This is a genomic window from Streptomyces sp. NPDC034086, assembly GCF_055575515.1.
Map to the genome: position 1 here is coordinate 196339 of NZ_JBVISM010000001.1, position 12321 is coordinate 208659.

A 12321-nucleotide genomic window follows, 5' to 3' on the forward strand; every position below is an offset into this window, starting at 1 on the left:
AACCGACTGCCTGCCGTAAAGAGGGGGACCCCGCCCATGACCGGTTCACGCGTGGTGGCGCTAGGGCACTACCAGCCCGCGAAAGTGCTCACCAACGAGGACCTCGCGGCCATGGTCGACACCAACGACGAGTGGATCCGGTCCCGGGTGGGCATCCGCACCCGCCACATCGCCGGCGCCGACGAGCCCGTCGACGAGCTCGCCCAGCAGGCCGCGGGCAAGGCCCTCGCGCACGCCGGCCTGACCCCCGACGACATCGACCTCGTCCTGGTGGCCACCTCCACCGCCATCGACCGTTCCCCCAACATGGCCGCCCGGGTCGCCGCCAAGCTCGGCATGCGCGGCGCGCCCGCCGTGATGGACATCAACGTCGTCTGCTCCGGCTTCACCCACGCCCTGGCCACCGCCGACCACGCGATCCGGGCCGGCGCCGCCACCCGTGCACTGGTCATCGGCTCCGACAAGATGACCGAGATCACCGACTGGACCGACCGCAGCACCTGCGTGCTGACCGGCGACGGCGCGGGCGCGGCCGTCGTCGAGGCCTGCGAGGAGCCCGGCATCGGCCCCGTCCTGTGGGGCTCCGTCCCGGACATGGGACACGCCGTGCGGATCGAGGGCACGCCCCCCGTCTTCGCCCAGGAGGGCCAGGCCGTCTACCGCTGGACCACCAGCCGGCTCCCGGCCCTGGCCCGCAAGGTCTGCGAGAAGGCAGGGGTGACCCCCGAGGAACTCGCCGGGGTCGTCCTGCACCAGGCCAACCTGCGGATCATCGAGCCGCTCGCCGCCAGGATCGGTGCCGTCAACGCCGTCGTCGCCCGCGACGTGGTCGACTCCGGGAACACCTCCGCCGCGAGCATCCCCATGGCCCTCTCGAAGCTGGTGGAACGCGGCGAGATCCCCTCCGGCGCCCCGGTCCTCCTCTTCGGCTTCGGCGGCAACCTCTCCTACGCCGGCCAGGTCATCCACTGCCCCTAGGGCGGCCCACGGCGGCCGGGCCCACGGGCCCGGCGCCGCCGGGCGCCCGACATGCCCGCAGGTCAGCACGGCGTGGCGGACCGGCGGCCGCTCGTAAACGTGGTCGGAAGCCCGTCGAACCTTTGCTATGGTTGTCCATGTCGCCGCGGGAAACCGGGGCCGACCACCGGTCCGGGTGGCGGAATGGCAGACGCGCTAGCTTGAGGTGCTAGTGCCCTTTATCGGGCGTGGGGGTTCAAGTCCCCCCTCGGACACCAGCAGGAACCCCACTCGGTGGGGTTTTTTGCTTTTCTGGGCAGTGGCGTGACCAACCACGTGACCCACGGCCCAGAGATTCCCCAGGTCAGACCAGGGATGACAGGCCGAGTCGGCCCGCACCGGAGGCGGCGAGCTTCCGCGCTCCGTCCTTACGTGAGTGCCCGTACCGGGCCATCGTGTAGCCCGGCGAGTGGTGCCGGACGTTCGCGGAGACCTCTACGGGGTTCTCCCCGGCCTCCAGATCGTTCGTGACCATGCTGTGCCGCCAGTCGTGAATGCGGAAGTCCTCCGGCAGGTGCAGCCGGTGCGCATGGTGCGCCATCGTGCGGACACCTTCTCGGGGTCCTGCGGGCCACCTGCCTCCATGGGATGGGCAAACCGCATCGGGCATGCCGAGTTTCGAAGCCGGCTTCGACGGTGCGGCCCCGCAGGGGCCGACATCAGTGGAGCTGGCCAAGTGGGGCGCTCCACGCCCGAAAGCAGCTCCTGTCCGGTCCCTTCAGGGCGTGTACGAGCCGAACGGGGCAGGTGCCATCGTGTTCGCCGTGCTCGCCGTGAGTGCCGAGGTGGAGCGGGAAGGCATCCGGGAGAAGACGTTGGAAGGGCTGGACGCTGCGGCCCGCAACGGCAACGTCGGTGGGCGTCCGTCCGTCGTGGACGACGACAAGCTAGCCGTCGCCCGTGCCCGGCATGCCAAGGGAGAGAGCGTCACGTCCATCGCTAAGACCCTGGGAATCGGTCGTGCCACCTTGACCGCCACCTCGGAGAGAGCGCCTGAGACAGGCGCACACGGACACAGGCGGGCCCCGGCATCAGTCGGGGGCCGCTGTCATGCACGGGCCTGTCAGGCGCTGACCTCCGAGTGCACCGGGACCGGTGGCCGAACGCCCGTGAGCGATTCCGCGCGAGCGAGTAGGCGCGGGGCCAGGTCCGGATACCAGCCACGGGCGACGGCTTGCAGCATCTCTGCCAGGGCCGCGAGTTCTCCGACTCGGCCGGCTGGGGTGTCCAGGACCGAAGCGAACTCCAGCCGGATACGGTCCGCCACGTCGGGAACGAGCAGGCTGTTGGCGTGGAGAAGACCCGCGTCGTAGCCGTAGGGCACCAGACCCCACCGCTCCCAGTCCAGCAGGGTCAGGGGCATGGTCGTGAGGTTGCCCCAGTGCAGGTCACCATGACCGGTCGCCCGCTCCACCTTGGCCGGGGCAGGGATGCCGAGGAACTGAGGGAAGGCGCGTTCGATCCACCCATCCCGGACAGTGACCTTCACTCCCTCCGCCCCAGCGAGCAGGGCCAGAGCTCGGCGCAGGTCGGCCCACCACTCGGCAGGCAAGCCGGGGTCGCGGTCCAGGTCGGCCCGCTCCGGGGACACGACGGGGTGCGTCACGTAATCGAGGACTTCGGCCTCGAAGGCCCACTCCCCGTCAGTCCAGTCGTGCACCTCGTACAGGCGCGGGCGCGGGACCGCGTCAGGCACCAGCAGGGAAGCCCCCACGATGCCCTCCCCCTCCTTCCTGCCCGCGTTCCTCCTGGCCGTCCGGCCTACCCGTAGCCACCGCTCCCCTGCCTGCCGACCGAGGGTCACACCCTGGAACCCCCAGGCCAGCGGACCCGTACACATGAGACCCAGAGCCTTCGCCGCCCTGTCGTGCGCGGCCTCCATCAGGGTCTGTACGTCCTCACTCGGCGGCGAGTTCATCGGTCACCCTCCTCAGTTCATCGGCCGTCAGGGGTGCAGCCAGAGCCTTCGCCGCATCGTCCCAGTGTGCGCGGGTGCTCGCGGAAGTCAGGACGACATCGAGGCCGGGGCACGAGCCAGCAGCCAGCAGGGCAGCGGCTGCGGCCGACAGACCAGGGCGGATGAAGTTCACCAGTTCAGGCGTCATGGCATCCAGCAGTTCACCGCCGTGCAGAGGTGCGGAGCCGAACGTGATAAGCCCCGCGTCCTTCGCCTGCACCAGCGGTCCGCCGCCGTCGAGCGCCTGTCTGATCAGGTCGTCCATGATCAGGCTGACGGGCACCTGCAACGCCGTGAAGTGGTGCTCGGCGGAGCCCGCCGCCTGTCGCGCGAGCGCGAGCAACTCGGGAACCGTGAATGCTTCGGAGGTCAGGCCCGTCCAGGTGGCGACCCCGTACCCGCCGATCTTGCCCGCATGAGCGAATTCTTCCAACGCCGTGAAGGCTTCCCGTACACGCCAGTGCAGAGCGGCACGGTCAAGGCCATGCCCGTGGTGCTCAGGGTTGTGCACGAACACCAGGTCCACGCGGCCGAGTGAGCCTAACGAACGCTTCGTCTGCCAGCGAACGAAGCCCGGTTCAAGGCTGTGCCGGCTGGCCATCTCTTCCCTGGTGAGCACGCCCTCAGCCAGGGCGGTGCGGCCTTGCTCTTCCGTGAAGAACCCCGTCTTCGTAGCTACCCGCACGCTCGGGTACTCCCCGAGAACCGGGCGCAGCTCCTCATGCGCCCGACCGTGGGCGTAGTTGGGTGCTGTGTCCACCCAGGCGCTACCGGCAGCCAGGGCGGTGCGTGCCGCCTGACTGACGGCACGCACGCGGTACGTCCCTAGCGAGAGAGCGGCGGTCACAGCGCGGTCCCCACGACTGCGACGGCATGGCCCTCGATGAGGGCGGATACCAGTTCGGCCACGTCCTTGATCTCCAGTCCGGCGGAGTCGGCCATCTCTCCGAGCGTGGTCGGCTGACCGGTCAGCAGCGTGCCCAGTACGGGCGCGGCCGACTCGGCGAAGTCCCAGGCGGTACCGGCCGCCGAGAACGTGACCGTGCTGTGGGCGGGGTTCGCTGTCAGACGGCCCCGAGGGGCGGTCAGCTTGACCGTGATTTCCGGCCGTGCGGGCAGCCCGTCCACGTAGGGCAGCGAGGGAATCGCGTGCCCCAGGTCGGTCGTGTCGATGGACTGCGCCCACCGTTCCACCAACCGGGTGTCCGCCATCATGCCCAGCACCTCACGGCGCACGGCCTCGATGAAGTCCGACTGCTCCACCAGGGAAGCGAACCGAGGGATGTCCTTGCGCAGTGCGGGGGACGACCGGAGCTGATCCACGACCCAGAGCATGAGGTCCGCGCCCGTGTGCGGGACCATGCCGAACGTCAGGTGCAGCGACTCCGTCCCCTGGTCAGCCGTGACCGCGTGCCACCAGCCGCGCGGCAGGTAGAGCACATCACCGGGGGCGAGAACGATGTCCGCCACCGGGCCACCCTTGGGCCTCTCCGGTGACTCCACGTCCCGGAAGGTCGGAGCCTCACGGGTGGAGCCGTACAAGCGCCACCGCTTCGAGCCGTGAACCTGCACCACGACCACGTCGTGGTCGTCCCAGTGCAGGCCGAAGCCCTCCCTATCGGTCCAGGACGCGTACGCGTTGGCCTGCACGGGCGTGCCAAGGAACCGTTCAAGACCTTCGGCAGCCGCACCCACCGCCGGGTGGATCTTCTCGACCGCATCGAGGACCAGCGACGCCCCGTCCTTGAGCTGGGCGTGGAAATCGGCCGGCTGGATGCGCGACCAGGTGACCGCCCGGCGGTTCGTGGTCGGGATCGCGTAGCGGTGAAGGGGGACCATCTCGCCGTCGGCCGACAGGCGCAGCCGGGGCGGCTCCAGTCGCTGCGTGGCGATGATCCGGTTGAGGTCGTCCCAGGAGAACAGGCCCGCCGTGTTGGCGGTGCCGGGAAAGTGCGCGTAGGAGCGGTGGTACGTCTGGGCGAGGAACGTGTCCCCGCCCAGACGCCCCGCCCACGAGGCTGCATCAAGCATCGTGGGCAGCCCCGTTAGTCGTTGCCGTCGGAACGGCCGCTACTGACGTCGGACTCCTGCTCGGCGCGGGTGCGCGCGGCGACGATCTTCCGCTTCGCGACGAGCAGGCCACCCCCCTCGGGGGCCGCCGAACCGGTGTTCTCTTTCACCATCGGACTTACCTCTCTACTCGGAAACACCCGCCGGGAATCCGGCGGGAGGAACGGGAGGGCAGCAGCCTTCGAGGCGGCTACCGCGTCGCAAGGGCTCCGGCGAGGAACACAGCCGAGCCGCCGAGGACCATGGCCAGGTAGAGCGGACCTGCGTACCGGCCGAAGCGGCGCAGCACCCAGTTCCGTAAGCCAAACCTCACGCCGTCCTCGGCTCGATGTCAGCCGGGCGGAGCGACGTGGCGGACAGCGCCTGGTGGCCCGTGCAGCGGGTACACCCGCAGGGCGGGTATCGCCCCGGATCGGACAGGATGACGAACGCGTCACCCTCCTGGACGCTGGTGCTCTGCTGCCAGGTGCGACCCGAGTCGCGGGATACCCGAAGGGTCATGAGAACGCGGCGGTCAGCTCCGAGGCCCCGAGACTGGGCGGAACCGAAACCATCGCGCGCCATGCCGTTCTCCGTTGCCATGTCCGCACCCTTCCGCAGGTTTGCCCCCGTGCCCGTTTGCGCCAACACCAAGGAAAGCGCGAGGAGTCCGAGCCCTCCACGGCATCCATGCGGCACTCTTGATGCACATCCGTGCACGGGAACGCCGTGGGTTCAGGTCACGGGAAGAGGGGCGTCATGGGACGGACCGCACAACGGTCGGACGCTGGGAGAGCGGCAAGATCGCACCGCAGCCGCCTCAGCGGCCAGGCTTGGCAGCCGCCCTCGAAGTGAGCCTTCAAGAGCTGGACGCCCTTCTGACACAGCCACGAGCCGTAGGCCGGACGACCAGATGCCAGCAGCCCAGTGACCACCCGAGTGCGGGAGACCCAGACGAAGTGATCCGCCGCGAATTCCTCCGCATCCTCACCGTCAGCGGGGCGCTGACCGCCTTGCCGCTGGACGAGGCGGAAGCCCTCTCCGACGGGGTCCTCAGGGGAGCACCCGGTGACTTCGCGAGGATGAACAGTCACCTTTGGCAGGTCTACCAACTGGCCCGGTCCAAGGGGTCCGTTTACCCCATCGTCCGCGACCAACTGACCACCCTGAACGAAGCCCTCGCGGCCGACACCCGAGGCAACTCCCGCCCGCTCCTCAGCGCGGCAGCCGACCTCTTCCAGCTGGCCGGGGAAGTTGCCTTCGACGCGAACCGGTACACCGACGCGGCAACCTCCTACGCCCTCGCAGCATCTGTCAGCAGGGACGCCGGAGCCTACGACCTGTGGGCGTGCGCACTCGTCCGGCACGCCTACGTGGACATGTCGGAGCAGCGCTACCGGCAGGCGGCCCAGATCCTGGGAGCCGCTGAGCGGCTGGCCGGGCGAGGTGACAGCAACCTCGCCACGCGGCACTGGGTCGCCGCCGTCCAGGCGGAGGCGTACGCCGGCCTGGGCGACCTCGCCGCATGCGAGCGCGCCTTGGACCAGGCGGAGCACGTCATGGACCTGAGCGCGGGCAGTACCAACGGCGGGTGGCTGCGATTCGACGGGACGCGGCTGGCCGAGGAACGGGGAGCCCGCTACGTCCAGCTCGGACGGCTCGACCTGGCGGAGGAGGCGTTGCGGCGGGCACTGGAGCAGACCGCCCTTGCATCCGGGCAGTCCTACCGGCGGCGCGGCGCCGTCCTGACTGATCTCGCCGCCATCGGGGCCAAGCGGCGCGACCCCGAACACGTCGTCGCGTACGGCCGGGAAGCCCTGCTCCTGGCCCGAGCCTCTTCCTCCGGATACGTCGCCCGTAGACTCCAGACCCTGTGCGACGAGTTCGGCCCCCTGAGCAGGGACCACCGCGTAGCGGAGCTGGGGGCGGAGATCGCCGCGCTCAGCACGCCATGACGAGAGGGGTTGGCATGTCGCAGACCGAAGGTGCACGAGTGTTCCGGGAAGCCTGGATCGCGGGAGTGCACCAGCACTTCCCGGGGGAACCGAAGGCCGGGTACGTGACGCCCTGGGACGACACCCCGCAGTGGGAGCGCGAGGCCGCGGGTTCGGTCTACGAGCAGGTCCGGCAGTTCATCGAGATCAGCGGCGGGCACGCATCGAGGCTGTCCCGCGAGCAGAAGAGTCGGTTCGTCGCGACGTGCTGGACCGCTCAGATGTTCAAGCACTTCGAGGACCCCAAGCCGGGGTACGTGGCCGACTGGCCCGACCTGCCGAAGTGGCAGCAGGAGACCGACGCCGACATCTTCGAGGCCATCGAAAAGGCCTGATCGAGCGGGCGAGATCGCCCGTCCTGGTCAGGTTGGGCACGTGACCAACGGGTGACCAACAGCGTCCGGAGACGGCCTGAAACAGCAGGAAAAGACAGGAAGCGCAGGACTGCCGAACCCCTGCCACGACAGGCATTCCCGCAGGTCATAACGCCTACGGGCTGGTGCCCGAGTGGAGAGTTCAAGTCCCCCCTCGGACACCAGCAGGAACCCCACTCGGTGGGGTTTTTTGCTTTTCCGGCCCGGAACGGCGCCCCGGACACGGGCAGGCTCCCGGCTCGCTCCGGGGCAGGGGCGCGGCCGGCAGGCGGCCCGGCATTCCGCTCCGGTGTGGTTCTTCCGCGTTTCCGGGCCCTGCCCGGGCCCCTTCCGGCACGCAGCGCCGGGGCCCCGTCGTGGAACGGGGTGGCCGGTTCCGCGCCGTGCGGCATCATGGGGCCTGACCGGGTCGAGGGGGGAACGTGTCGCAGGACGAACCGCGCAACGATGTCGTGATCGCCGGGCGGTACCGCCTGGGGAAGAGGCTGGGACGGGGCGGTATGGGGACCGTCTGGCAGGCCTCGGACGAGCTGCTCGGCCGCGCGGTCGCCGTGAAGGAACTCCACGTCGGCGACGGTAAGGAAGCAGTCGGAGCCCTGCGCGAGGCGCGTACCGTCGCACAGATCAAGCATCCGCACGTGGTCGTCGTGCACGACGTCGTCGAGGACGGCGGGCGCCCCTACATCGTCATGGAACTCGTCGAGGGCGGCTCGCTCGCCGACCGCCTCGGCTCCGCCGGGCCCCTCGGCGCCGGCGAGACCGCCCGCATCGGGCTCGCCCTGCTCGGCGCGCTGAGCGCGGCCCATGACCGCGGGGTGCTCCACCGGGACGTCAAGCCCGCCAACGTCCTCATGGAGGCCGGCACCGGGCGCGTCGTGCTCACCGACTTCGGCATCGCCCGCCTCGCGGGTTCCACCACCATCAGCGAGACCGGTGCCTTCGTCGGCTCGCCCGAGTACACCTCCCCCGAGCGGATGCAGGGGGCCGCCGCCGGACCGGCGTCCGACCTGTGGTCCCTCGGCGCCCTGCTGTGCGCCGCGCTGACGGGTGAGTCGCCCTTCCACCGGGATTCGCTGGGCGGGGTCCTGCACGCCGTCGTCTACGACGAGATCCGGCCGCCCGTGCAGGCGGGGCCCCTGACCCCGCTGATCCGGGGCCTGCTGGAACGCGACCCCGAGCGCCGGCTGGGCGTGGCGGAGGCGCAGCGGCTGCTGTCCGCGTACGTCACCACCGGCAGCCTCCCCCTCCTCGACCGCGCCCCCGGCCCGGGACGGCCGGCGCCGCCCGCCGCCCCGCCCGGGTACTCGCCGACCGAGCGGGTCACGGCGCGGGAGCCCGGAGCCCGCGCCGCGGGTCCGCGCGCCGGGCTGGTCGCCGCGCTCGTCGTGGTGGCCGTCCTCGGTGCCGTGGTCGTGACCTCCCTGATCTCGGAGCGGACCGGGGACAAGGGCCGGGTCGGCGCCCAGGGCGGTCCCGCCTCCCCGGCCCCCGGCACCGCCGCCTCCTCCGTTCCCCGGCCCCCCACGGGTCAGGGCCCGGTGACGGCGACGGCGACGGTGACGGCGCCCGCCCCGGCGGCGCCCGCGCGGACGGTCTCCGGCAAGCCCGCGCCCGCCGGGTACCGCTTCGTCTCCGACCCGGAGGGCTTCGGCCTCGCCGTACCGCAGGGCTTCCAGCGCACCACCGACGACCAGCGGGTCTTCTACGTCTCCGCGGACGGCGCCATCCGGATCGGCATCAAGGTGAAGCCCGCGTCGGCGGGACCGCTCGCCGCGATGCGGCAGTCCGACGCGAACGGACCGTCCAACAACCCCGGCTACCGCGACAACTCCATCGTCCCGACCACGCACGACGGACTGCCCGCCGCCCTCTGGGAGTTCACCTGGAACGGTTTCAGCGCCGCCGAGGGGCCACGGCACACCTTCGACCTCTGCTGGGACGAGAACGGCCGGATGTACGACGTCTGGGTGTCGGCGCCCCTCGGCCGTCTCACCCAGGCCCGGGGCCATTTCGACGCGGCGCTGGACTCCTTCGTCCCGGTCGGCTAGGCCGAGCGCCGGCCGGAACTCCCGTCAGGTGCCCAGGACCATCAGGCCGTCCGGGGGCGGGGAGTTGCCCGGGGCGAGCGGGCCGAGGGTCTGAGGGAGCGCGAGGCCCCCGTCCGGCGGGGCGTCGAACAGGTACGCCGCCCCCGACGCCGGGTCGCGCACCAGGTGCGGGCCGCCCGCCGACGCCGCGAAGCGGGTCAGCGGGGTCCGGAAGAGCCGCCCCAGGTGGCGCAGCGTCTCCGGCGTCGCGGCGGGAGCCGGGGCCGGGGCGCCCGCGGGGGTGTCCGGCGGGATCGCCCCCGACAGCAGCAGCGCCAGCAGCACCGGGACCGCCTTGCGGCGCAGGGCCTCGGTGGCGGAGTGCAGCCGGTGCGCGTGCGCCGCCGGCAGGGACAGGGCGAGGCTTCCGGCGGCGTGGCCCGTCGCGAGGGGCACCGCCGAGCAGACCACCCCGGGGGAGTACTCGCGCAGGTCGAAGACGGGGGCGCCCGGTGCCACCGCGTCCAGGGCGCTGAACAGGGCCCGGCTGTCCGTGATGGTCCGCGGGGTGAGCCGGGCCGGGCGGTGGCGGGCCACGTGGTCGGCCCGGCCGTCGTGGTCGAGCTGCGTCAGCAGGCACTTGCCGACCGCGCTGGCGTGCGCGGCGGCCCGGAAGTCCACCCACTCCCGCACCGGCGGAGCCCCCGGCCCGTCGGCCATCTGCGTGATCCGGACCTCGCCCTCCGCGTACCGGCTGAGGTACACGGCGGCCCCCGCGCTGTCGCGGGCCAGCGCCAGGGTGCGCTGGAGCTGCCCGGCCAGGCCGGTGCCGCCCGGGGCGGCGAGCCGGTCCAGGGCCGGGCCGGGCGCGTACACCCCGGCGGCCGGGCAGTACGCGTACTCCTCCTCGCGCAGCATCGCCAGGAGCGGGCGCAGCTCCGCCGCCGCCAGGCCCGAGTCCCGGACGATCCCGGCCGCCCGCACCCCGAGCGGGTGGCGCTCCAGGACCCGTACGACGGCCAGCGCGCGCCGCGCCTGCGCCAGGGCCTCGCCCGTGTCGGCCCGGACCGCCGTCCCCCGCGCGGCCGACGTCAGCGCGGGGTGGCGCAGCGGGCCCGGTCCGGGGCGCGGCCGGGCGGGCGGCGGCGGGGCCGGCGGCAGGAACGCGGCCAGCACGGAGGGCAGCCCCGGCCTGGGCAGCGGCACCGGGCCCAGATCGGGGTCGTCGCACTGGTCGACGTACCGCAGGACGGCGGCCTGGGCGCACAGCCGCACCTCGCGCAGCTCGCGGCGGCCGCCGGGCCGGAAGCCCCGGCGGCCCAGCTCCCGCGCCCAGAGCAGGGCGTCGTGGTGCTCGCCGCGCCGGGAGTGGTCCAGGAACAGGCAGTAGGCGGCCGGGGCGGTGCGCGGACTGCCGGAGCCCGCGGCGAACTGCCACCAGAAGCGGGAGCCCTCGCGCAGCCCGGACAGGTGCAGCAGGCAGCCGAAGACCACCGCCCCCGGCAGGTCGCTGTGCCGGTCCTGTACGAAGCGCCCCAGGTCGGCACCGGCGCGCGGGTCTCCGACCACGGCCAGACAGGCGGCCTTCAGGTCCCGCCGGGCCCGCTCCGAATCGAGCGGCAGGTCCCGGGCGGGGTCGCTCCAGCCGAAGGACCGGCGACGGCCGCGGGACGCGGGGGAGGCGGGGACGCCGGGGACGCCCGGGGCACGGGGGACCCGCAGCAGGCGGGCCTCGGCGGCGCCCAGGTCGTAGTGCGGGTACCGGTCGCGCACGCCCGCGCGGGCCAGGAACTCCGCCAGGGGGCGGGGGGCCGCCGCCGCACGGCCGTCGCCGGAGCCGGGATCCTCGCCGGGCCTCATGATTCGGCGGACGCGTCGAGCAGCCGTGCGAGGCGCCGGTGGGCCTGGCCGAGCTGCGAGCGGACGGTGGCCTCGTCGACGCCCATCACGGCGGCGGCCTCGCCGGGGCTGCACTGGAGCCCGTAGCGCAGGAGCACGGCGTCCCGCTGGCGCTCGGCGAGGCGGGAGACCGCCGAGTAGAAGCGGATGGTGTCGGTCAGCACCTCGTACTGGTCGGCGTGCGCCTCCTTGAGCGCCGCCTCGAACGCGCTGGTGTCCATCGGCTCGGGGCGGTGCATGCGCGGGTCGCGGCGCCGCTGCCAGTCGACGATCCGCTGCTTGAGCACGGTCCAGGCGTAGGCGTCGAGGCGGTCCATGTGCAGCATGCGCAGCCACTCGCTCATGATCGACTCGAAGGTGGCGTCCACCGCGTCCTCGGCGGCGGCGTCGGAGCCCAGCTGCAGGTACGCGAAGCGCATGTACGCGGGCCGCCGGTTCGCGTGGAACGCCCAGTACGACAGGCGCGCGGTCGACCCCCACTGACTCATGGGCGTGGGCTGCCGCCGCCGGCTGGGCAGTCCCACGGCCCCACCGGACTCCTCCGGTCCGCCATCGTTCACCGTTCCCCACCTCATCCCCTGTGCGGGGTCCATGAGAGCAGCGCGTACGCCCCTCGAGGGGGTGGAGGAGCAACATGAGGGGATTAGGCCGAGTGCTGATCGTTTCTTGACTGATGCCGATCATGCGAGGAGCCGGCGAGGCCGAACGCATATGCCCGGCCCGAGCCGGCTCGTCCCGCCCCCACGCCCCCGGGCCGCGCCGGGTCACGCCCGGCGTACCGGGCCGCGCGCCGGGCCGTGCACCGGGGCGTGGCCGGCCGGGGTCCGGAGCGCGGACGCCGGTCGGGGCGGCGGCGGGCCCGCTGTAGCATGGGCCCGACGCGAGGGCCGTGACGGAGAGGTCACAGTCCTCGCTTTTGCGTTGCGTCCCGCCCTCCCCGGAGCCCCGGGGAAAGCCGACGCGTGGCCTTTGGGCGGTTCGATACGATGAACCGCGCGTCGTCA

General features: G+C 72.3%; 10 protein-coding genes, 1 tRNA gene and 2 pseudogenes. 6 read left to right on the plus strand and 7 right to left on the minus strand.

From position 1 onward, the window contains the following. The first annotated feature begins 36 nt into the window (after nt 1-36). Nucleotides 37-978, plus strand: coding sequence for a beta-ketoacyl-ACP synthase III (locus tag ACZ514_RS00915; protein WP_468698113.1), 942 nt, complete (start codon nt 37-39; stop codon nt 976-978). A 169-nt stretch (nt 979-1147) separates the two neighbouring features. Then, a tRNA-Leu gene (locus ACZ514_RS00920) sits at nt 1148-1235 on the plus strand. An 86-nt stretch (nt 1236-1321) separates the two neighbouring features. On the opposite strand, the gene ACZ514_RS00925 is transcribed toward ACZ514_RS00920, so the two are convergent. Next, a complete protein-coding gene (locus ACZ514_RS00925; RefSeq protein WP_468173017.1) occupies nt 1322-1558 on the minus strand; it encodes a hypothetical protein in 237 nt (78 codons plus the stop codon). 67 nt (nt 1559-1625) lie between these two features. Between ACZ514_RS00925 and ACZ514_RS00930 the strand changes: the two are divergent. After that, nucleotides 1626-1934, plus strand: a pseudogene (locus tag ACZ514_RS00930) (recombinase family protein); the annotation flags it as partial. Nucleotides 1935-2080: 146 nt separating this feature from the next. Here ACZ514_RS00930 and ACZ514_RS00935 read toward each other — a convergent pair. The 4 genes from ACZ514_RS00935 to ACZ514_RS00950 all read right to left on the minus strand — a co-directional run bounded on the left by ACZ514_RS00935 (nt 2081) and on the right by ACZ514_RS00950 (nt 5157). Continuing rightward, on the minus strand, nt 2081-2731 hold the full coding sequence (locus ACZ514_RS00935) for a hypothetical protein (protein ID WP_359595372.1): 651 nt from the start codon (nt 2729-2731) through the stop codon (nt 2081-2083). Nucleotides 2732-2915: 184 nt separating this feature from the next. Beyond that, a complete protein-coding gene (locus ACZ514_RS00940) occupies nt 2916-3788 on the minus strand; it encodes an aldo/keto reductase (protein WP_469123744.1) in 873 nt (290 codons plus the stop codon). A gap of 29 nt (nt 3789-3817) precedes the next feature. Next, nucleotides 3818-5005 carry a JmjC domain-containing protein gene (locus ACZ514_RS00945; protein ID WP_468173023.1) on the minus strand — a complete coding sequence of 396 codons (1188 nt, stop codon included), beginning with the start codon at nt 5003-5005 and terminating at the stop codon, nt 3818-3820. 14 nt (nt 5006-5019) lie between these two features. Further along, complete coding sequence (locus ACZ514_RS00950) at nt 5020-5157, minus strand: hypothetical protein (protein ID WP_468173025.1); 138 nt, start codon at nt 5155-5157, stop codon at nt 5020-5022. Nucleotides 5158-5727: 570 nt separating this feature from the next. On the opposite strand from ACZ514_RS00950, the gene ACZ514_RS00955 reads away from it, so the two are divergent. The 3 genes from ACZ514_RS00955 to ACZ514_RS00965 all read left to right on the plus strand — a co-directional run bounded on the left by ACZ514_RS00955 (nt 5728) and on the right by ACZ514_RS00965 (nt 9439). After that, nucleotides 5728-6978 carry a helix-turn-helix domain-containing protein gene (locus ACZ514_RS00955; RefSeq protein ID WP_468173031.1) on the plus strand — a complete coding sequence of 417 codons (1251 nt, stop codon included), beginning with the start codon at nt 5728-5730 and terminating at the stop codon, nt 6976-6978. A 14-nt stretch (nt 6979-6992) separates the two neighbouring features. After that, nucleotides 6993-7352 (plus strand): hypothetical protein, encoded by a 360-nt coding sequence (locus ACZ514_RS00960; RefSeq protein WP_468173033.1) that lies wholly within the window; start codon nt 6993-6995, stop codon nt 7350-7352. A gap of 461 nt (nt 7353-7813) precedes the next feature. Further along, nucleotides 7814-9439 carry a serine/threonine-protein kinase gene (locus ACZ514_RS00965; protein ID WP_469123745.1) on the plus strand — a complete coding sequence of 542 codons (1626 nt, stop codon included), beginning with the start codon at nt 7814-7816 and terminating at the stop codon, nt 9437-9439. 303 nt (nt 9440-9742) lie between these two features. Here ACZ514_RS00965 and ACZ514_RS00970 read toward each other — a convergent pair. Together ACZ514_RS00970 and ACZ514_RS00975 are read right to left on the minus strand one after the other, a co-directional pair. Further along, nucleotides 9743-10462 (minus strand): annotated as a pseudogene (locus tag ACZ514_RS00970) (IclR family transcriptional regulator domain-containing protein); the annotation flags it as partial. Between the two features lie 812 nt (nt 10463-11274). Then, nucleotides 11275-11805, minus strand: a complete 531-nt coding sequence (locus tag ACZ514_RS00975; RefSeq protein ID WP_468173038.1) for a sigma-70 family RNA polymerase sigma factor — start codon at nt 11803-11805, stop codon at nt 11275-11277. Nucleotides 11806-12321 lie beyond the last annotated feature (516 nt).